The sequence below is a fragment of the Arcanobacterium wilhelmae genome, from assembly GCF_029632765.1.
GTDB classification, from domain to species: domain Bacteria; phylum Actinomycetota; class Actinomycetes; order Actinomycetales; family Actinomycetaceae; genus Arcanobacterium; species Arcanobacterium wilhelmae.
Genome location: NZ_CP121247.1, coordinates 1,323,689 through 1,343,189 on the forward strand (window position 1 = coordinate 1,323,689; position 19,501 = coordinate 1,343,189).

Consider the following 19,501-nt stretch of genomic DNA (forward strand, 5'->3'; position numbering starts at 1 on the left):
GCGCGCAGATGAATTATCCCTCGCGGAACTGAACGCCCATGCCCGATTCCGGGTAGTGCCAGCTCAATGTGCCTTCCGGCATGATCGCCAAACAGGTTCCACATTCAAGGCATGCGGCAAATTCGGCGTCGATGCGGCCATCCTGGCCACGCGAATACACGTGCGCCGGGCAACAATTGATCAAAAGATCCCCGCTCCCGGTAGCTTTCACAGCATCCTGGTGAACCTCGATATGCGAGTTGCCTTCGTCCACCTCGTAAACGTTCTTTGCCAGGCGTGCCGGCACAGATTCAGGCTGATAGTTCATAGCGAACGCACTCCCTTCCACGCGATCGACACAAGCTGCACCAGTGAGATCGGCCCCTTGCGGAACGCGCCCCACGCCGTCGCGACAAGCGATTTCCTCGGCGTGGTATCTAGGTTAAAGATCCCGTAGAACACGTCCGCAAGTAGCTGACCGACGTCGCCGAAAAGCTCACGCGTTTCCAAAAACTCCGGCGCACGGCGGTAGGTGTGCATATCTTTGCCAACTTCGGAGGCCGCCAGATTCTCGGCGTACTGCGCGAGCGCAAGCCGCGAATAATCGTCAGCTTCGAGTGCCTCGTGAACTGCTCGGGCGGCGTCGCGAGCCGACCCCGCAGCCAAGTCCATTCCGCGAATCGTCAAACCAGTATTGAGAGTGAAGCCACCGGCGTCACCGACGATCACCAGGCCGTCGTGCACGAGCTCGCCCATCATTTCCTCGCCACCTTCGGCCACCAGATGGCTGCCGTATTCGAGTAGCTTGCCGTCCTTGATTAGCGGCGCGATCGCGGGGTGAGTGATGTAGTAATCGTGAATATCGGTGGCCTTCATGCCACTCTTGGCGAAATCGTCGAGCTTCACCACGATGCCGAGCGAGATTGACTCCTGATTCGTGTACAGGAAACCGCCGCCGAGCACGCCCTTCGTCGCATCGCCGACGATCGCGTACGCCGTCCCCTCGTTGCCTGTGAGGTGGAAGCGATCCTCGATCACCGCGCGCGGCAGTTTGATCACGGATTTCACGCCAAGCGCGAGGTTCTGCTGCGGCTGCTTTTCGCGGATGCCTGCACCTTGCGCGAGGAACGAGTTCACGCCGTCGGCGAGGATCGTCACCTTCGCACGCAACTGCTCACCGCCAGCTTCGACGCCGGTGAAATACGGCCCCTCGCGCAGGAGCGACTCCACCTTGATCCCGCTCATGACTGTGGCTCCGGCTTCCTCGGCCTGCTCGGCGAGCCACGGATCAAGCTTGGCGCGTAGCACTGAGACAGCATTGACCGGTTCGGCGAGCCGCTCGTCCGTGTACTCAATGTTGATGGACGATTTTTCGTTGAGGAAGCTCACCACGTTCCGAGTGATCACGCGCTCCACGGGCGCATTGGCGGCGAAGCCCGGCATGATCTCCTCCATGACTTGCGAGTAGAACACTCCACCGGAGAGGTTCTTCTCCCCCACCGTTTCGCCGCGTTCGATCAGGAGCACCTCGTGGCCCTGCTTTGCCAGCAGATACGCAGCCACGGAACCGGCGACTCCTGCGCCGACGACGATAACATCGAAATCGTAGTCGGTCATTGAAGTTCCTTCGCAAGCGCGGGCAGGATCTCGTACAAATCGCCCACAATACCGTAATCTGCGAGCTCGAAGATCGGCGAGAGTTCGTCATCATTGATCACGATGATCGTCCCCGACTCCGCGATACCGGCCGTGTGCTGGATTTGTCCAGAAACGCCCGCTGCCACGTACACGTCCGGCGCCACGACGTGCCCGGAAATACCGAGATACTGATCGCGGCCAAACCAATGGGTGCCGTCCACCAACGGGCGCGTAGCACCGATCTGGGCGTCGATGGCGTGGGCGAAATCGCGGGCGATCGCCAAATCTTCGATGTTCTCGAAACCGCGTCCAACGCCGACGATGCGCTTGGCAGCCTTCAAATCCACTGATTCCTTTGCCGCAGCGTTCGTTGCGGCGACTCGGGCTGCGTAGCCTTGCGCGGTGACCGTTTCTTCTTCCGGAACGGCTCCCTCAGCCGGCTCACCGCCGTCGGCGACAAGCACGACGACGCCGGTGCGCGCGATCCGCTCCTCGACCAGGCCGTAGCGGATGCGAGTAATCTCCTCGCCCACCGCCGTCGCGCCCGTCACTACCGGCGCTCCGAGAGTCGCCGCAATCGCGCCTGCGATCACGCGACCAACGGCCGTGTTCTCCGCCAGTACGACATCGGTGCCCGACGCTGCAACACGCTGAGCGACCACACCCGCCAGCGACTCGGCGGGGACTCCCGGCTCCAGCGGGAACCGGAGCGCGCGATGCACACCCGCGATCGGGGCGTCGCCGATGACGATCGCCGTGGTTTCGGCGTCGCCCGCAAGCGACAGCAGATGAGAAATATTGGAGGACGTCGTAATAATCCATGCAGTCATGTGAAAACCTCTCAGAGAATGCCGTCCGCACGCAAAGCCGCCGCGAGCTCGGATGCAGAATCGAAACGCAGGTGCTTGCGCGGGGTGGGCGTGGGCTTCGCTGTGCCGAGAACCTCAAACGGCACGTCTTCCACTTCAATATTTTCGAGAACTTCCGCCGGCTTCTTCGCAGCAGCCAAGATCTCCTTCATCGACGGCGCGGCTGGCTCTGCAGCATCCGGATCAATGGCGACGACGACGGGGCCATCGACCTCGATCGTGCGAGATCCGCCCTCAACGTTCTGCGTGAGGGTGAAACCGCCGTCGGAAGGCGCCACGGCCGTGACGTCCTGGAACGCCGGCCAGCCGAGGACGCCAGCCACAAGGGCGCTCACCATCTTCGCCGACTCATCAACCGACGCATCACCAGTGAGAATCACTTGAGCCTCGTTCGCAACCGCAAGCGACGCGATCGCGCGAGCCACCTGCGTGGAGTTCCAGGTCGCCGTCGTATCGTCAGCAACAATCACTGCGCGATCCAAGCCCTTCGCCAGCGCATTCGAGCGCGCAGACTTCGCGCCGGCCGCACTGGTGCCCACAGTCACTCCCACCACCTCGGTGCCAAGCGAGCCAGCAAGCGTGCGGCCAACCGCCATCGCCACCGGGTCATATTCGCTCACCGACGGCTTCGCACGCGAAAAATCGATCACGCCGCCGGCGTCGACCGATGCGTCCTGCGGATTCGAGGCGAACTTGTACGCCACCACAACGCTCATATGTACTCCTTGCGTCAACTTTGCCCAATCGGCCCATACGGCCAACAGTCTACCGGTTTCACCGGCGTCGCTTCTCCTACGTCGGGCCCACACGGCACCAAATCACACGCACAACACGCCACGCGGGAAAAAACTCGGGGCGTGCGGAAAATCCGCACGCCCCGAGGGAACGCTTAATGCGATCAGGCGTTCTCGCCCACGCGCACGCGCTTGAAGCCGGTCACGGTGGCACCGGCCTGCTCAACAACCTGGCCCACGGAGAGCTTCGGATCGCGAGCGAACGGCTGCTCAAGGAGCGCAACCTGCTTGAAGAAACCACCGAGGCGGCCTTCGACGATCTTCGGAACAGCCTTCTCCGGCTTACCCTCCGAAATGGTGAGCTCGGTTGCGATACGACGCTCGTTCTCGACCTCAGCCTCCGGAACGTCCTCACGCGAGAGGTACGACGGGTTCATCGCAGCGATGTGCACAGCAACATCGTGCGCAACCTCAGCGCCCTTCGCATCGGTTGCCACGAGAACGGCAACCTGCGGCGGGAGATCGGTAGCGGTGCGGTGCATGTAAGCCTCAACGTGCTCACCTTCGAGAACTGCGAAGGAGTTCACGTCGATCTTCTCGCCGATCACGCCGGTCTTGGCGGTGATGAGCTCAGCAACCGTGGAATCGCCAGCCGGAGCTGCAAGAAGCTCTTCGAGGGTGTTGGCCTTCGACGCCTTCGCAGCCTCGAGGATCTCGTTTGCGAACTCGATGAACGACTCGTTCTTTGCAACGAAGTCGGTCTCAGAGTTCACCTCAACGATGATGCCGCGCTGGTTACCTTCTTCGCCCTCAATGTGGGACAGAACGAGGCCAGCGGTAGCGGTGCGATCCTCGCGCTTCGCGGCGATCTTTGCACCGCGCAGGCGCAACAGCTCCTCAGCCTTGGCGGTATCGCCTTCGGCCTCGGTCAGAGCGTTCTTCACGTCCATCATGCCGGCGCCGGTCTTCTCACGAAGCGCCTTGATATCAGCGGCAGTAAAGTTTGCCATTGGTTTCCTCCAGTAAAATCAGGCCTGCTCGGCCTCAGCCTTGGTCTCTTCAGCAGCCGGAGCCTCTTCGCCCTTCTCGGAATCGGCAGCGAGAACCTCGCGCTCCCACTCCGGCATGGGCTCTTCAGCAGCAGCGGAACCGCCGCGAGCAACGAGGCCCTCAGCGACGGCGTCGGCCACGATACGGGTGAGCAGCTCGATGGAGCGGATCGCGTCATCGTTGCCCGGGATCGCGTAATCGACCTCATCCGGATCGCAGTTCGTATCGAGAACAGCAACGACCGGAACGTTCAGCTTGCGAGCTTCAGAAACTGCGAGGTGCTCCTTGTTGGTGTCCACGATCCACACAGCGGAAGGAACCTTCACCATGTCGCGGATGCCGCCGAGGGTCTTCTCGAGCTTCTCCTTCTCGCGGCGCATCATGAGCAGCTCACGCTTGGTGTACTGCGAGCCTGCGACGTCGTCGAAATCGACGAGCTCGAGCTCCTTCATGCGCTGGATACGACCGGTGACGGTCTGGAAGTTGGTGAGCATACCGCCGAGCCAACGCTCGTTCACGTACGGCATGCCGACGCGCTCGGCCTGCTCGCGGATCGGGGTCTGCGCCTGGCGCTTGGTGCCCACGAAAAGAATGTTGCCGCCGTGTGCGACGGTCTCCTTGACGAACTCGTAGGTGCGGTTGATGTCGTCAACCGTCTTACGAAGATCGATGATGTAGATGCCGTTACGATCGTTGAGGATGTAACGCTTCATCTTCGGGTTCCAGCGGCGGGTCTGGTGGCCGAAGTGGACGCCAGCTTCAAGCAGCTGGCTCATGGTAACGACTGCCATTGGCGGTCCTTTCTCACGCACGGAACTTTTCCGCGCTCTTGGGTTGATGTTTTCCCACGGGATTGCGGGAAAACCCTGGTACGTATCCGCCGCGCCACCGGACTTTTTCCGGACCTTGGCACCGCGGTTTTCTAACGCACGCGATGTCTGTTATAAAACAGCCTTCTTATCCTACCCCGGCAGCACCCTCGAACACTAGTCCAAATGCGGTAAAAATCGTGGTGTGCACTACGGATATTTTTTCCACAGCTCCCTGTTGTGCCACGGTTTTCCACAGCGAGCATTGACCCTCGACGTCATGGCGCCGATGGCCTCCACACTGGAAACATGTTGATGACTACTTTTTCTCTGCTCCTTGCCAGCGTGCTTCCACTTCCACATCTGGCTCCAGTTTCTCCTGACCTGGCGTATCTCGCCGGGCAACGTATTCTCCGCGAGGGTACGGCATCGTCCGAGATACTGGGAGCCGTCCTAAGCGCACCTTCCGACGCCGCAGGCCAGCCCGGCGAGGCACCCAACCTCACCTCCGCTTTCTCTCCCGACAGCGATGTGAGTGTTTCGCGAGAGCGGCGATACACCTCACCGACGGGGAGCAAACCTCACGTTGTATCCAGCTTCGCGCCGGGTGCGAACAATTGGGATGCCGGCCGGCGTGGCGTGGAGCTTGAACTCGGCGAAGGAGCACCTGTGTATGCGGCCGGCGAGGGCACAGTGATCTACGCTGGCACGTTAGTTGACCGTCAGGTCGTCTCCATCGAGCACGACGACGGCTTGCGAACCACGTACGAGCCAGTCTCGCCGATGGTGACGGTTGGCGAGCGTGTTTCCCAAGGCCAGATTATTGGCACCGTTGCTACCCGCCCATGCGAGGCCGGGAACTGTCTCCATTGGGGCGCAAAATACGGCCAGAAAGGATATCTCAATCCGATGTCGCTCCTGGGCGGCACAATCCGCCTGCTCCACTGAGACTATGCACTATGCCCTCGGGTGTGCCTGCGCGAATGCGGCTCGCAAACGCTCAGCAGAAACGTGCGTATAGCGTTGTGTGGTTCCCAGCGACGAGTGGCCAAGGATCTCTTGGACGGTTCGAAGGTCAGACCCACCGTCGAGCAGATGGGTGGCTGCCGAGTGGCGCAGATCGTGTGGGGAAATATCGGGCACACCAGCGAGGGCAGTCAGTGAGGAGAGGAACTTGCGGACCTCGCGCGGGTCGAGCCGGCGGCCGCGAGCACCCACAAACAGCGCAGACGTCTCACCATCAGCGACGGTGCTGCGAACGGAGAGCCACGCCATTAAAGCTGCGCGTGCAGGACGCCCGAATGGAACAACGCGCTCCTTGTCTCCTTTTCCGCAAACGCGAATGGTGCCGTCCGGCGAAATCGAGGAAATGTCCAGGCCAGTGAGCTCCGAAACACGGATCGCTGTGCCATAGAGCATTTCGAGCACAGCCCAATTTCGGGTGGCCAGAGGCTCACCATCTGCTGCGAGCTGTTTCGTGAGCCCCAGTAGCTGGCCGGCTTGCTCTTTTGTCAGAACGCGAGGGAGTTCGTTCGCCGCTTTTGGCGATTTGAGCCTGCGGGCAGCGTCCTGTTTGGTGTACCCGTTTTTAAACAGCCACGTAGAGAAAGTGTGGATGGCGGCCGAATGCCGCGCAAGAGACGCCCGAGCCGCACCTGTAGAACTTTGCTCAGCGAGCCACGCGCGAATATCAGCTAGTTCAAGGGCCGGAAGCGAGCCGTCAAGATCGTCGGTTCGGGCGGCGAGGAACTCGAGTAATGACCGCGCTTCACGCAGATACGCACGGACGGTGTGAGGCGAAAGCCCTCGCCTCACCTGCAGCTCGTTACGGTATTTGTCAACAATCTCGTCCACCACTCCACTGTATCAACGAGGGTTCGCCGCAGCCGGGGTGATATTCACCGGCGCCACACCCGTGCTCACTCACAGTATCGGCGAGGAAGCGAGATCTCCCCAGCGAGTTTCCACCGTCCGTCCGTGTAGCTCACCTTTCCTTGCCCTTTCAGCTTGGCCATGCCTTCCATCGCTTCTGGCATGCTGACGCCTGCGATCCGTGCGACATCGGCGAGCTGCGCTCCCCCATGCTTCGGCAACGCGTCGATCAAACGGCGCGTCACCTGGTCCGATCCGTCCGTTGCAGGCGAGAAGAATGCATCGTCCGCGAGCGGGTTTACGCCTATCGGCTCGATCAGCTCTGCGATCTGGGTATGCGACGTCACCAGCGTTGCGCCGTGTCGGATCAGTTCGTTGCACCCTACCGACGTCGGAGCGTCAATCGGGCCGGGGAATGCCGCAACCTCACGCCCAATCTCCATCGCGTGACGCGCCGTTGAAAGAGCGCCCGATTTGAATGGAGCCTCCACCACCACGGTTGCCAGACCGAGTGCTGCAATGATCCTGTTGCGCGCTAAAAAGCGGAACCGGTGAGGTGCGGCACCGACCGGAGATTCCGAGATCACTGCACCCTTCCCTGCCACAACTTCCTTGTAGAGAGACTCGTGCGACGACGGATACACGCGATCAACCCCCGCAGCGCTAACGAGGACTGTGCGACCATCAGCGGCAAGGGCACCGCGGTGCGCGTGGCCGTCGATCCCAAATGCCCCTCCGCTCACGATCACGATGCCCTTCGAGGCGAACTCGTAGCCCACATTCGACGCGATCCTCGCCCCGTAGCGCGTACAATCGCGCGATCCAACAACCGCGAGCGCAGGCTGCGAGAGCGCAGAAACGTCGCCGCGCGCCCATAGCGCCAACGGGCGGTTGTTTCCAAGATAGTCCAGGCCGGCCGGCCACTCCTGATCGCTGGGGATCAAAAGCCAAATACCGAGCTTGTCTAAGCACTCGTATTCAAACGGCCGAAGTTTGGCGAGGCGGCCGAGCCAGCGTTCGCGCGCGTCCATCTCGCGCTGCGACAGCCCCTTTCCGCTCTTCACAGCTGAAAGCCCCTGAGCATATCCCATGCGCTCGACAATACCGACAGCCACAGGATCCGGACCTTCGGCGATCCTTGTCCAGTCGAGAGCGGCAGCATGTTCGCGATCCAGCTCCATCAGTTCTCCCCTTCCATCGTCATCTTGAGGTTTGCGGCAATATAGAGATCCGACTGCGTGGGCGAATCATGGCCGGCAAGATCGGCCACTGACCAGGCGAGGCGCAGGATACGGTCGATCGCGCGCATCGAGATCAGCCCCATCGCCAAATCGCGATCGAGTTGCTCACGGAGTTCACCGTCAATCACCGTGTTGGATCTGAGCCACGTACCTGCAAGATCCGCATTGGTTCGCCCCACACCTGAACGGAACTCGGCACGCTTCGCCCTCACTGCTTGCCGTTCACGAGCGGCGCAGACCTGATCGCGCACCTGGGCTGAGCTCACCGAGCCACCCCGGCGCAGAGCCATTCGGCTCGGCCTACGAAGTACCAAGTTCACATCGATGCGATCTCGGACCGGACCGCCGAGATTTGCCCGGTACATGATGCGATCGCGTGCCGTGCATGTGCACCTGCCCGGACCGTCGAAGAGTTTGCCGCATCGGCATGGATTCGCTGCTGCAACAAGCTGGAATCGTGCAGGATACGTAACCGACGCGAGCGCCCGGTTAATCTCTACTACTCCACGCTCCAGAGGCTCACGCAGCGACTGAATTGCCACTGTTGAGAACTCAGGAAATTCATCGCAGTACAGCACTCCGCAGTGCGCCTTGGTGACTGCCCCGGGCCGCGCGATTCCCGAACCTCCTCCGACGATGGCCGGAGCCGTTGCAGTGTGGTGAACGGACTGCAACGGCGGACGCGTAGGGAGACGCCCAAACTCCAGGCCAGACAGCGACTGGATCGCGGCGACCTCTACTGCCTGCTCGTTTGTCAGATCCGGCAAGACACCTGGCAACCGCTCGGCCAGCATCGATTTACCCACCCCGGGCGGACCGACCATCAGCATGTGATGACCACCCGCAGCTGCAACAGTCAAGCCGAAGATCGCCTCCTCTTGGCCGCACACGTCACTGAGATCACCAACCTCCTCGTGAGGCGTTGGCACCGGCTCATCAGGAGCAAGCGGAACCTTGGGAGCATCCTTGACTCCCAACAACCGCGCAAGCTGAGCCAGGTGAGAAATCGGTTCCACCTCCATGCCCGGCACAAGCGCGGCCGCCTTCGCGCTCGCCGCAGCACAAATCACCCGGTCAAACCCGTGCCGCTGGGCGGCAAGGACCGCGGGGATCACTCCACGCACGCCACGAACCGATCCATCAAGGCCAAGTTCGCCCAGGAGCACCGTGCGTTCGTCGAATCCGCGGGCCCCTAATGCGCACATCACCGCAGCCGCGAGCGCAAGATCGAACCCCGTTCCGGATTTATGGAGATCCGCCGGCGACATGTTGATCGTCAGCTTCGAATTTGGCCAGGGCACCTTCGCGGCCAAGAAACCTGCGCGAAGCCGCTCCTTCGCCTCCCCGACCGCCGCATCTCCCAACCCCACCAAGGCCATGCCTGGCAGGCCACTCATGGTGACGGCTTCCACAAGCACAGGGACACCTTCAAGCCCGCGTAGCGCCACAGTATATGCCACTCCGACTCGCCCGTGACTAGGCCGTGCCATCGATTTGAGGGTTGTCATTGCACACCCACCACATGATCGATCGTGTACTCGGTACCGTCGAAAACACGAACCCCGATCACATCAACCGCGATCTGCGGCGCCCAGTAATCGTGCTTGACCACCCACTGCAGAAGTAGGGCGCGTAGGCGTTGGAGCTTCGTTGGAGTAACTGCCGCTTCCGGTGCGCCTTTTGCCTCCGTTCGCCTCGTCTTCACCTCCACGGCAACGAGCGCGCCACGCCCCGGATCGAACCCCACAATATCGAGTTCTCCCCCGCGAACCCTCCAGTTCATGTCGAGTATTTCCCACTCGTGGCTTTCCAAATAACGGCGCGCGCACTGTTCACCCCACGCACCGAGCTGCCTGGTTGTATATTCATTCATCTCAAACCTCCTGGTTCGATTGAACGCAAGTTACGCCACCGACGTTTGCGGCTCTCCTTCCCTTGTGGAAAACGGTGGCGCGAGCGCTCCTTGTGGAAAAGAAAAACCCGCCGGCATAACCGGCGGGCGGAATCGAACACGCACCATGCGGGGCATCCGAGGCGCGAAAAAACGCGTCAGTGCTCGAAATTCAGCTCCTTGGAAATGTCAGGCTTATTCAGCTCCTCCACATTCACGTCCTTGAACGACACGATCCGCGCACTGCGAATAAAGCGCGACGAACGGAAAATATCCCACACCCACGCGTCCGTCAGCGTCACTTCAAAGAAAATATCGCCACCGTTCGAGGCGCGTACTTTCACGTCCACGTCGTTCGCCAGGTAGAACCGGCGCTCCGTTTCCACCACGTAGCGGAACAAGTTCACGACTTCGCGGTACTCGCGATAGAGCGCCAGCTCGGCGTCGGACTCGTAATTTTCGATCTCGCCCATGTTCCCTCTACTTCTCTTCGACACCAGGAAGGTGCCATGACCTGCGATGATACTCGCTCGCCCCGAGCCTGCTCAGCGCCTCGATGTGCGAAGGTGAGGAGTATCCCTTATTTCTTGCCCAATCGTATCCCGGATGAGCGCCGTCGAGGGCCACCATCAGGGCGTCACGTTCCACTTTTGCCAGTACGGAGGCACATGCGATCACGGCGCTCGAAGCATCCCCTTTCACCGTCATCGTCACAGGCACGCGAGGCGGCCCATCGACGTCGAACAACGAATCCGCGCTCCACCAGTCGTGACTGCCGTCCAGCAAAACCGCATGGAAAGCAACACCAGCTTCTGCGAGCTGCGTTGCCGCCCGCGCCGCCGCGAGCCGCAAGCCGCCAATGATCCCACGTTCGTCGATTTCCGCGGCGCTCGCGTGCCCGACGGCACTCGCAACCAGCCACTGTCGCACCGGCTCCGCGAGCTCCTCGCGCACGTGCGACGAAATCTGCTTCGAATCGCGCAACTTTGCCGGGAAATCATCAGTAGTTTCGTTCCCGACGACGGCGATCCCCACCGATACCGGCCCTGCCAGCGAACCTCGGCCCACCTCGTCAACACCGGCCACGTACGAACCAGCTGGGAGCGCGGCAAGAGCCGCCTTTTCCAGCTCACGCGATGGCGTGATCACTTGCTGGGAACCCCGTCAAAAACGCTCCCGTGATCCGACAGACGCCCGAAACGGCTGAACGGGTAAATCGTGAGCCACGCGCGGCCCTCAACGTTCTCCATTGGCACGAAGCCAAAACCAGACTGAGCCTGGTGGAAACGTGAATCTGCGGAATGGTTGCGGTTATCCCCCATCACCCACAGGTGATTCTCCGGCACAGTGACCGAAAACTTCTCGTCCGATGGCTTTGCACCGGGCTTGATGTAGGTTTCAGTGATCGGCTTGCCGTTCACTGTGACCTTGCCGTCTGCAGTGCAACACTCCACCTTATCGCCTGGCAATCCAATGACGCGCTTGACCAGGTGATCGCCCACATTCTGCGGAAGCAAACCGACCGCCTGGCCGAAGCTTGTCAAGGCCTTCGACACTGTCCCTTGATCGTACTTTGGCTTCTCGGGAAGCCAGCCACCCGGATCGACAAACACCACCACATCGCCGCGATGTAGGGACGACTCATCATGCGCAAGCTTGTTCACCACGATACGATCGCCCGGGACGAGCGTGTTTTCCATCGATTCCGAAGGGATCTCAAATGCCTGGAGCAAGTAGGTTTTGACAACCACGGCGATCAGAAGCGCGATCGCCAGCACGGTGAAAAACTCAAGGAGGAAAGATACCGTGGCGGCGAGCTTCGATTTCTTCGCCTCCGCCGCCTTTTCCTCTTTCGAGGGCGGCGGGAACGAGGGCGGCATTGCTTCACTCTCGGTCATCTCTCACCTCCAAAATCCTCCCCAAGCGTATACGAGTTCCCTGAAAAACAGCTCGATGAGACACCCGGTTTTAGGTTTCAATTCGGTCACAAAACGACGCCGGTGTGCGAGGAACCCCAGCCGCCCGGCGCCCGCCCGCGCAACTGACGCACCGACGTCGGCAACAAAAAGGCGGGCCCCGCACGGAGCCCGCCTTTCACGATTGCGCAAGAATCGCACGACGACAAGATCAGTCGCGCTTCTCCTTGATCTTCGCAGCCTTACCGTGGAGGTTGCGCAGGTAGTACAGCTTGGCGCGGCGAACATCGCCACGAGTCACAACCTCGATCGAATCGACTGCCGGGGAGTGCAACGGGAACTGACGCTCCACGCCCACGCCGAACGACGCCTTACGAACGGTGAAGGTTGCACCAACGCCGGTGCCGCCCTTGCGAGCAATAACGACGCCCTGGAACACCTGGATACGCTGACGGTTGCCTTCAACAACCTTCACGTTCACCTTAACGGTATCGCCTGCACGGAAATCCGGACGCTCCTTGAGCTGGCCTTCCGCGATCTTCGAAATAATCGACATGATTACTCTCTACCACCCTGCACGCAGGTCAGAGTGCTTTCCGGGCTTTCGCCCGATCGTTGAAAACTCGCCGGTGTGCGGCCCCCTGCGGCAGGCTACGCACACTTTTGATATGGCAAGACCTATCTATTATGCCAAATTCAGGGCGCGTGCCAATACGTAATCGTCGTTAGGTTGGCCACCCACAATAAACGTGCGCTTCCCTGCGATCTCAAACCCGAATTTCTTGTAGGCCTGGATGGCACGCTTGTTCTTCGCGTTGGTTCCCAGCCAAATGTACGGGTTCTCTCCCTGCGCTTGCGCCGACGCCGATGCGAGGGTTGCGTCCATCAGCGCGGCTGCGGCTCCGCTCCCGCGCCACGATCGTGTGAGATAGAACTTGGACAGGTAGGCCATGCCTCCGTGGCGCTCGCCGCCCTGCGCCACGAAATCGACGGGGGCACCCTCATCCTCGTGGACGACGGCATCGGCCACAGGCTGGAGTACGAGCGAGTATCCGATCAGCTCCTCCCCTGCCCACAGCGCGAGCAGCCACGCCTGCGGGTCGGCTGCAAGCTGGGCGAACGCAGCCTCGGAGAGGTTGCCATCGATGAACTCAGCGATCGCCTCGTCGGAAAGATAGCTGGGGCACGCGTCCGGGAAGGTTTCGGCCGCGAGCGCCGCGAATTGCGCTGGGGTTGCTGTGCCGATCCGCATCGGAACTGGATGTGCTGATTCCTTGCCCACAAGCCAGCCGAGCTCGGCGAGCATTCGGCGATCCTTCTTATCGAGCGCGGCCGCATCGAGCGCAGCGACCATATCCGGGCGGCGGGCGGCCGTCTTTTCCAGTGCGCGGTCGCGCCGCCAGCGCGCCACCGCGCCGTGGTTTCCGCTCATCAGCACGGGAGGGATTTCGAGCCCTTCGAAATCCACCGGGCGCGTGTACACCGGGTATTCGAGCAGGCCAGCAGCGCCGTGCGATTCCTCTACGAGCGACTGCGGGTTGCCTACCATCCCCGGGAGCAGCCGCGAGACCCCCTCCACGAGTGCCACGGCCGCCACTTCGCCACCGTTGAGAACGTAATCTCCGAGCGAGTACTCACGCACTTCCAGCGTGCCGCGGTAATACTCAGCCACGCGCGAATCGATACCCTCGTAGCGACCGCATGCGATCACGATCTGATCCGCGCCAGCCAGGTCCTCCAAGGTCGCCTGCGTCAGCGGCATCCCCGACGGCGTCGGGATCGCGAGCACCACTCGCGCTCCGGCGGGAGCCGGGCCGACGACGTCGTCGATCGCTTTCTTCCACACGTCCGGTTTCATCACCATGCCAGCACCGCCGCCGGCGGGGGTGTCGTCAACGGTGCGGTGAACGTCTTCCGTCCAGTCGCGCAAATCCGCCGATTCGAGTTCGATGATGCCGCGTTCGCGTGCCTTTCCCACGAGGGAAAGATCGAGCACGCCGAAAAACTCGGGGAAAACGGAAAGGATTGAGAACTTCACTCCTGGTTCTCTCCCTCGTTCTCGACCACGACGAGCTCTTCTTCCGAGAACAAGCCCGGAGGTGCATCGATGATCACGCAGTGATCGTCCAGATCGACTTCGGTCACGATCTGTGAAACGAACGGTACCCGTGTGATCACGCCGTCGGGCTCGCGCACGATCAGCAGATCTTGCGCCGGGTGTGATTCGACGTCGATCACGATGCCGAGCTCGTAGCCTTCAGGGTCGAGCGCCTCGAGCCCTTTGAGCTGATGCGGGAACCAGGCGTTCTCCTCGCCCTCGTCCTCCTCGGATTCGATCACGAGCTTTGCCGCGCGGATCGCCTCTGCCGCCTCGCGCGAGTTCACTTCTACGAACTTCGCGTACGTGACGCCCTTGTAGACGCGCGTGCGCTCCACAGTGAGCGGGCCAGCGCTCGCAGGCTCGGTGGCGAGCACGGCCCCGACGGCGAGGCGGCGCTGCGGGTTGTCGGTACGCACGTCCAGTTTCACTTCGCCCTTGAGACCGTGGGCGGGGCCAACGATCGCCACATTGAGTTGCATTGTTCCTCCAGTGAGTTGCCCGACGCCGGTGGCCGGGTCTGCCAGTTATTCTAGGGCAGGATGCGCAAAACCCGCGCCGAAGCGCGGGTTTTGCGTTTGCTTTACGCTTAGCGGTCCGTCTCAATCACGTCCACGCGAACCGAATGCTCGGCCAGTGCGTTCACCACGGAACGCAGCGACTTGGCGGTGCGGCCGTTGCGGCCAATCACTCGCCCGAGATCATCGGGGTGGACGCGGATCTCGAGGAGGTCTCCGCGACGATTGCGGCGCGAGGACACCTCAACGTCATCCGGATTATCCACGATTCCGCGAACCAGGTGCTCGAGAGCGTCGGCAAGCATCAGGCTTCCTCAGTTTCCTCTGCCGGAGCCTCAGCGGCTTCCTCAGCCGGAGCCTCTTCAGCTTCAGCCTTCTCAGCCTCGGCTGCGGCAGCAGCCTCAGCCTCTGCCTTTGCCTTCGCGGCGGCCTTAGCGGCGCGCTGCTTCTCGGCCTCATCCTGGACTGCCTTGACGGCTTCCTCGCGAGCCTTGTCCGAATCGACAGATTCCTTCACCTTGAGGGTGGAGCCACCCTCAAGACCCTTGGCGGCCTGCCAATCGCCGGTGATCTTGAGCTGTGCAAGCACTGCCTCCGACGGCTGCGCACCAACGGAGATCCAGTACTGAGCACGCTCAGAGTTGATGTCGATGACCGAAGGCTCGGTGTTCGGGTTGTAGTAGCCGATCTCTTCGATCACACGACCATCGCGCTTCTTGCGCGAATCGACGACGACAACACGGTAGTGGGGCTCACGGATCTGGCCCATGCGCTTCAAACGAATCTTGACTGCCACTTTTGTGGTCACTCCTGTTTCATTAGTTGATTGGATTAGTGCGAGGCGGTGGGAAACACGCCCGTTACCTCTCCTGCCGAAGGCTCGCTCTGATTGAGAGGGACCAGAGTTCGCCTCAGTACAACTCTTCTAGTGTGCCAGATTTGTGGGCGTTTTCCTAGCGGAAAAGGGAACGACTTGCGGTGGCGCGGCTCACGAACCCCGACGTCATCGGCTGTCCTGCCCATAAGTTGATCGCCGACGCCGATGCGTGAGTTGCGCCCAGCGCTGGCACCCGTGCCCGGGTGGCGTAAGAATATTCCACATGGCACAAGAAACCAATTTAACGAAGTACGCGTGGCTGTCCGTCGCCGCATCGGTGGCAACGATCGCATTAAAGGCAGGCGCATACTATATGACGGGCTCCGTCTCGCTCTTGTCTGACGCCCTGGAATCAGTGGTCAACCTTGTGGCCGCGATCGTGGCATTGATTGCGCTTATGCTGGCCGCGCGCCCCGCGAACGCGCGCTACACCTTCGGCCGCTCGAAAGCCGAATACTTCTCGGCCGCGATTGAAGGCGCAATGATCTTCGTGGCCGCCGGCCTGATCATTTTCACTGCGGCCGAGCGCCTCTTCAGCCCGAAACCGCTAGAAAATGTGGGTATTGGCCTGCTGGTTTCTGTGCTCGCTTCCGTGCTCAACGGCGTGGTTTCGGTAATTCTTGTTCGCGCCGGAAAGCGCTACTCCTCCCCCACGCTCGTTGCCGACGGTAAGCACTTGTGGACCGACGTCGTCACCTCAATTGGCGTGGTGGTCGGCGTAGCACTCGTGTGGATCACCGGTTGGGATCGCCTCGATCCGATCGTCGCAATCCTCGTGGGCTGCAACATTATCTACGTGGGCTACACGCTGGTGACCACCTCGCTGGCCGGCCTGATGGACGTGACGTTGCCCGAGGAAGAAAACCTCGCGATCATCGCCGTGCTCAAGGATTTTTCCGCCGATCCGACGATCTCATTCCACGGCCTGCAGACCCGCGAATCAGGCCAGCAGCGCATGGTGAAGCTTGACGCCCAGGTGCCCGGCACGTGGACTGTGCGCGAAGGCCACGATTTCGCACATCAGGTGGTCTCGGCGATCGAGGCGAAAATCCCGAACGCCTCCGTGTTTGTTCACATCGAGCCGATCGAGGATCCCGAATCCTACAACGATATTCCTGAGGGCTTCGTCCCCCTCGGATTCGACGGCCTCGTGCCGATCGACCTCAAAACCGGCGAACCGATCCGCACCCAGCCGTAGCGCTGAAAGTGTGAAAAGTGTGGGCCGCAGGTTTTCCTGCGGCCCACACTTTTCGTTAAATCGCTGTCACCTCAAGAACTTCTTGAGCGCATCCATGTCGATATCCTCCGGATTTGGAGTGGCGCCGAATGCGCTTCCCGACGCCGAACCGCCGGCTTCCTTCTGCGCAGCCAGTTCCTGCTGGCGGCGCTTCGCCGGATTACCACTGCGGCCCTTCTTCGAGCCCGACTTCTTCTTGTTATTCTTCTTATTCTGCTTCTTCGTGAAGCCACCGCCCATGCCTGGAAGGCCTGGAATATTCGGCATGCCTGGCATACCGCCACCACGCGAGGCGCGGCTCATCATCTTCTTCGCCTGCTCGAAGCGATCCACGAGCGCGTTCACTTCTGTGACCGTGGTGCCCGAGCCCTTCGCGATACGCGCCCGGCGCGAACCGTTGAGGATCTTCGGATCGTTGCGCTCGGCTTTCGTCATCGACTGAACGATCGCCACCTGGCGATCAATCGTGCGCTCATCGAACTGTTCGAGCTGGTCACGGAACTGGCCCATACCAGGCAACATTCCCATGATCTTCTTCATCGAGCCCATCTTGCGAAGCTGCGCGAGCTGGACAAGGAAATCATCGAGGGTGAACGTACCGGAGGTCATCTTCCCGGCCATGTCCAGCGCCTGCTCTTCGGACCACGTCTTCTCCGCCTGCTCAATCAGCGTGAGAATATCGCCCATGTCCAAGATGCGCGAGGCCATACGATCGGCGTGGAAACGCTCAAAATCGCCGAGCTTCTCACCCGTGGAAGCGAACAGGATCGGCTGGCCGGTGACCCCGCGAACCGACAGCGCCGCGCCGCCTCGCGCATCGCCGTCGAGCTTGGAGAGCACCACGCCGGTGAAGCCGACGCCGTCGCGGAACGCGATCGATGTGTTCACCGCGTCCTGGCCCACCATCGCATCGAGCACGAAGATGATTTCGTTCGGGCTGACGGCATCGCGGATATTGCGTGCCTGCGCCATCATCTCTTCGTCAACGCCCAGGCGGCCGGCGGTATCGACCACGACGACGTCGTAGAACTCGTCCCAGCCGCGCTGCACGCCAGTGCGCGCCACTTCAACCGGATCGCCGATACCGTTTCCCGGCTGCGGCGCCCACACGTCTACTCCCGCGCGCTCGCCCACAACCTGGAGCTGGTTCACGGCGTTCGGGCGCTGAAGATCCGAGGCCACCAATAGCGCCTTCTTGCCCTGATCCTTGAGCCACTTTCCGAGCTTTCCGGCAAGGGTGGTCTTACCAGCACCCTGCAGACCCGCGAGCATGATCACCGTGGGGCCCGACTGCGCCCAGTTCAGCTCACGCGACTGCCCACCGAGCGCCTCAATGAGCTGCTCGTTGACGATCTTGACCACTTGCTGCGCCGGATTCAGCGCCTGGTTACGAAGCGCGCCCGTGGCCTCTTCACGAACCGAAGCAGTGAACTGACGAACAACCGGGAGCGCAACGTCCGCATCGAGCAACGCACGGCGAATATCGGAAATAACCGCCTCGACGTCGGATTCGGACAGGCGCCCGTGCTTGCGCAGGTTGCGCAGCGAGCCAGTGATGCGATCAGAGAGCGAGTTGAACATGTTTGCCTTTCAGAAAAATACCGGTGGCGATTCTATCGCGGAACAGGGCGGGAGTTCAGGAAAGGATCGAATCCACGAAATCCTCTGGGTTGAACGGCGCAAGATCGTCCGCACCCTCCCCTAGACCAACGAACTTCACCGGCACCCCAAGAGCCTTCTGCACCGAGATCACGATGCCGCCCTTCGCTGTGCCGTCGAGCTTGGTGAGCACAATGCCCGTAATGCCCGTCACCTCACCAAATACTTCGGCCTGGCGCATGCCGTTTTGACCGGTGGTGGCATCAAGCACCAGCAGAACCTCCGAAACCGGAGCCGTCTTCTCCATCACGCGCTTGATCTTGCCCAACTCGTCCATGAGCCCAGCCTTGTTCTGCAGGCGGCCGGCGGTATCGACGAGTACCACATCGGTGCCGGTTTCCTTACCCTTCGCCACAGCTTCAAAGGCCACCGACGCCGGATCCGCACCTTCACGATCAGAGGACACCACTTCCACACCCACGCGCTCGCCCCAGGTTGTGAGCTGCTCGGCCGCGGCCGCACGGAACGTATCGGCAGCGCCCAGCAGCACGCTCTTGCCTTCGGCAACGAGCACGCGCGCGAGCTTGCCGGTGGTGGTTGTCTTTCCCGTGCCGTTCACACCCACCATCAGCACCGATGCAGGTTCGCCGTCCAAATGAAGCGAGCGATCCATCTCGGGGCCAACAAGTGCCAGGAGCTCACGGCGAAGGATTGCCTTCGCGTCCGCGCCGGCGCCCTGCACCTTCATTTCCGTCTTCAAACGCTCAAGCAACTCAGTGGTAGCGTCCATCCCGACGTCGGCCATGAGCAAGGTTTCCTCAAGCTCTTCCCAATCGGCCGCGGAAAGATCGCCGCGCGAAAGCACACTCAGCAAAGCCTTGCCCATGCCGCCCGAACGCGCGAGACGCGCACGCAGGCGCTGCATACGCGAGGGCACCGATTCCGGTTGCTCAAGGGCCGGCTCAGCCGGCATCTGAACAGCATCGGCGTTCAGCTCGTCAGTTTCAGTGACCTGACGATCCTCGAGAACATCAGTGGCGATCGCGCCTGGTTGCTCCCACGGCAACTCGTTCGAGGTGGAACGTCGATTCTTTGCGATGAGGACGACGGCGATGCCGACCACGGCCAGCACGCCCAGGATTGCAAAAATAAGGTAGGTAGAATTCACCCTTT

General features: G+C 61.2%; 22 protein-coding genes. 2 read left to right on the forward strand and 20 right to left on the reverse strand.

All coding sequences use genetic code 11. The features are described 5' to 3' along the window. Positions 1-13 precede the first annotated feature (13 nt). From P8A24_RS05970 to rpsB, 6 genes are all read right to left on the reverse strand, one after another. Positions 14-307 (reverse strand): ferredoxin family protein, encoded by a 294-nt coding sequence (locus tag P8A24_RS05970; RefSeq protein WP_278057710.1) that lies wholly within the window; start codon positions 305-307, stop codon positions 14-16. Continuing rightward, positions 304-1,596 carry an FAD-dependent oxidoreductase gene (locus tag P8A24_RS05975; protein ID WP_278057711.1) on the reverse strand — a complete coding sequence of 431 codons (1,293 nt, stop codon included), beginning with the start codon at positions 1,594-1,596 and terminating at the stop codon, positions 304-306. Before P8A24_RS05975 ends, P8A24_RS05970 begins: the two co-directional genes overlap by 4 nt. Next, on the reverse strand, positions 1,593-2,447 hold the full coding sequence (locus P8A24_RS05980; protein ID WP_278057712.1) for an electron transfer flavoprotein subunit alpha/FixB family protein: 855 nt from the start codon (positions 2,445-2,447) through the stop codon (positions 1,593-1,595). The genes P8A24_RS05975 and P8A24_RS05980 overlap by 4 nt, the downstream gene beginning before the upstream one ends. Before the next feature lie 11 nt (positions 2,448-2,458). Further along, a complete protein-coding gene (locus tag P8A24_RS05985) occupies positions 2,459-3,202 on the reverse strand; it encodes an electron transfer flavoprotein subunit beta/FixA family protein (RefSeq protein ID WP_278057713.1) in 744 nt (247 codons plus the stop codon). A gap of 182 nt (positions 3,203-3,384) precedes the next feature. Continuing rightward, on the reverse strand, positions 3,385-4,230 hold the full coding sequence (tsf, locus tag P8A24_RS05990) for a translation elongation factor Ts (RefSeq protein ID WP_278057714.1): 846 nt from the start codon (positions 4,228-4,230) through the stop codon (positions 3,385-3,387). 18 nt (positions 4,231-4,248) lie between these two features. Next, complete coding sequence (gene rpsB, locus P8A24_RS05995; protein WP_278057715.1) at positions 4,249-5,061, reverse strand: 30S ribosomal protein S2; 813 nt, start codon at positions 5,059-5,061, stop codon at positions 4,249-4,251. A gap of 333 nt (positions 5,062-5,394) precedes the next feature. Between rpsB and P8A24_RS06000 the strand changes: the two genes are divergently transcribed. Further along, positions 5,395-6,027, forward strand: coding sequence for a M23 family metallopeptidase (locus tag P8A24_RS06000; RefSeq protein WP_278057716.1), 633 nt, complete (start codon positions 5,395-5,397; stop codon positions 6,025-6,027). A 9-nt stretch (positions 6,028-6,036) separates the two neighbouring features. Here P8A24_RS06000 and P8A24_RS06005 read toward each other — a convergent pair whose 3' ends face one another. The 12 genes from P8A24_RS06005 to rpsP all read right to left on the reverse strand — a co-directional run bounded on the left by P8A24_RS06005 (position 6,037) and on the right by rpsP (position 15,411). Continuing rightward, a complete protein-coding gene (locus P8A24_RS06005; RefSeq protein WP_278057717.1) occupies positions 6,037-6,933 on the reverse strand; it encodes a tyrosine recombinase XerC in 897 nt (298 codons plus the stop codon). Positions 6,934-6,998: 65 nt separating this feature from the next. Further along, positions 6,999-8,132 (reverse strand): DNA-processing protein DprA, encoded by a 1,134-nt coding sequence (dprA, locus tag P8A24_RS06010; RefSeq protein WP_278057718.1) that lies wholly within the window; start codon positions 8,130-8,132, stop codon positions 6,999-7,001. Then, the gene (locus P8A24_RS06015; protein WP_278057719.1) at positions 8,132-9,652 is read right to left on the reverse strand and encodes a YifB family Mg chelatase-like AAA ATPase; all 1,521 of its coding nucleotides are present in this window, start codon (positions 9,650-9,652) and stop codon (positions 8,132-8,134) included. The genes dprA and P8A24_RS06015 overlap by 1 nt, the downstream gene beginning before the upstream one ends. Before the next feature lie 44 nt (positions 9,653-9,696). Then, on the reverse strand, positions 9,697-10,065 hold the full coding sequence (locus P8A24_RS06020) for a YraN family protein (protein WP_278057720.1): 369 nt from the start codon (positions 10,063-10,065) through the stop codon (positions 9,697-9,699). A 176-nt stretch (positions 10,066-10,241) separates the two neighbouring features. Further along, entirely contained in the window at positions 10,242-10,556 is a 315-nt protein-coding gene (locus tag P8A24_RS06025) for a DUF2469 domain-containing protein (RefSeq protein WP_278057721.1), read from the reverse strand. Between the two features lie 7 nt (positions 10,557-10,563). Beyond that, a complete protein-coding gene (locus P8A24_RS06030; RefSeq protein WP_278057722.1) occupies positions 10,564-11,232 on the reverse strand; it encodes a ribonuclease HII in 669 nt (222 codons plus the stop codon). Next, positions 11,229-11,981: a signal peptidase I gene (gene lepB / locus P8A24_RS06035; RefSeq protein WP_278057723.1), complete on the reverse strand. Its 753-nt coding sequence runs from the start codon at positions 11,979-11,981 to the stop codon at positions 11,229-11,231. Before lepB ends, P8A24_RS06030 begins: the two co-directional genes overlap by 4 nt. Positions 11,982-12,210: 229 nt before the next feature. Then, positions 12,211-12,555 carry a 50S ribosomal protein L19 gene (gene rplS, locus P8A24_RS06040; protein ID WP_278057724.1) on the reverse strand — a complete coding sequence of 115 codons (345 nt, stop codon included), beginning with the start codon at positions 12,553-12,555 and terminating at the stop codon, positions 12,211-12,213. A 129-nt stretch (positions 12,556-12,684) separates the two neighbouring features. Next, complete coding sequence (gene trmD / locus P8A24_RS06045; protein WP_278057725.1) at positions 12,685-14,037, reverse strand: tRNA (guanosine(37)-N1)-methyltransferase TrmD; 1,353 nt, start codon at positions 14,035-14,037, stop codon at positions 12,685-12,687. Then, complete coding sequence (rimM, locus tag P8A24_RS06050) at positions 14,034-14,579, reverse strand: ribosome maturation factor RimM (RefSeq protein WP_278057726.1); 546 nt, start codon at positions 14,577-14,579, stop codon at positions 14,034-14,036. The genes trmD and rimM overlap by 4 nt, the downstream gene beginning before the upstream one ends. Positions 14,580-14,686: 107 nt before the next feature. Next, positions 14,687-14,920 (reverse strand): RNA-binding protein, encoded by a 234-nt coding sequence (locus P8A24_RS06055; RefSeq protein ID WP_278057727.1) that lies wholly within the window; start codon positions 14,918-14,920, stop codon positions 14,687-14,689. Continuing rightward, a complete protein-coding gene (rpsP, locus tag P8A24_RS06060; protein ID WP_278057728.1) occupies positions 14,920-15,411 on the reverse strand; it encodes a 30S ribosomal protein S16 in 492 nt (163 codons plus the stop codon). Before rpsP ends, P8A24_RS06055 begins: the two co-directional genes overlap by 1 nt. A gap of 304 nt (positions 15,412-15,715) precedes the next feature. On the opposite strand from rpsP, the gene P8A24_RS06065 reads away from it, so the two are divergent. Next, positions 15,716-16,690, forward strand: a complete 975-nt coding sequence (locus tag P8A24_RS06065) for a cation diffusion facilitator family transporter (protein WP_278057729.1) — start codon at positions 15,716-15,718, stop codon at positions 16,688-16,690. Positions 16,691-16,756: 66 nt separating this feature from the next. Here P8A24_RS06065 and ffh read toward each other — a convergent pair whose 3' ends face one another. Then, positions 16,757-18,310: a signal recognition particle protein gene (gene ffh, locus P8A24_RS06070; RefSeq protein WP_278057730.1), complete on the reverse strand. Its 1,554-nt coding sequence runs from the start codon at positions 18,308-18,310 to the stop codon at positions 16,757-16,759. 55 nt (positions 18,311-18,365) lie between these two features. Beyond that, entirely contained in the window at positions 18,366-19,496 is a 1,131-nt protein-coding gene (ftsY, locus tag P8A24_RS06075; protein ID WP_278057731.1) for a signal recognition particle-docking protein FtsY, read from the reverse strand. Positions 19,497-19,501 lie beyond the last annotated feature (5 nt).

Coding starts and splice junctions, on each gene's coding strand:
- P8A24_RS05970 (WP_278057710.1), bottom strand. CDS start 307: ATGAACTATCAGCCTGAATCTGTGCCGGCACGCCTGGCAAAGAACGTT.
- P8A24_RS05975 (WP_278057711.1), bottom strand. CDS start 1,596: ATGACCGACTACGATTTCGATGTTATCGTCGTCGGCGCAGGAGTCGCC.
- P8A24_RS05980 (WP_278057712.1), bottom strand. CDS start 2,447: ATGACTGCATGGATTATTACGACGTCCTCCAATATTTCTCATCTGCTG.
- P8A24_RS05985 (WP_278057713.1), bottom strand. CDS start 3,202: ATGAGCGTTGTGGTGGCGTACAAGTTCGCCTCGAATCCGCAGGACGCA.
- tsf (WP_278057714.1), bottom strand. CDS start 4,230: ATGGCAAACTTTACTGCCGCTGATATCAAGGCGCTTCGTGAGAAGACC.
- rpsB (WP_278057715.1), bottom strand. CDS start 5,061: ATGGCAGTCGTTACCATGAGCCAGCTGCTTGAAGCTGGCGTCCACTTC.
- P8A24_RS06000 (WP_278057716.1), top strand. CDS start 5,395: ATGACTACTTTTTCTCTGCTCCTTGCCAGCGTGCTTCCACTTCCACAT.
- dprA (WP_278057718.1), bottom strand. CDS start 8,132: ATGGAGCTGGATCGCGAACATGCTGCCGCTCTCGACTGGACAAGGATC.
- P8A24_RS06020 (WP_278057720.1), bottom strand. CDS start 10,065: ATGAATGAATATACAACCAGGCAGCTCGGTGCGTGGGGTGAACAGTGC.
- P8A24_RS06025 (WP_278057721.1), bottom strand. CDS start 10,556: ATGGGCGAGATCGAAAATTACGAGTCCGACGCCGAGCTGGCGCTCTAT.
- lepB (WP_278057723.1), bottom strand. CDS start 11,981: ATGACCGAGAGTGAAGCAATGCCGCCCTCGTTCCCGCCGCCCTCGAAA.
- rplS (WP_278057724.1), bottom strand. CDS start 12,555: ATGTCGATTATTTCGAAGATCGCGGAAGGCCAGCTCAAGGAGCGTCCG.
- rimM (WP_278057726.1), bottom strand. CDS start 14,579: ATGCAACTCAATGTGGCGATCGTTGGCCCCGCCCACGGTCTCAAGGGC.
- P8A24_RS06055 (WP_278057727.1), bottom strand. CDS start 14,920: ATGCTTGCCGACGCTCTCGAGCACCTGGTTCGCGGAATCGTGGATAAT.
- P8A24_RS06065 (WP_278057729.1), top strand. CDS start 15,716: ATGGCACAAGAAACCAATTTAACGAAGTACGCGTGGCTGTCCGTCGCC.
- ffh (WP_278057730.1), bottom strand. CDS start 18,310: ATGTTCAACTCGCTCTCTGATCGCATCACTGGCTCGCTGCGCAACCTG.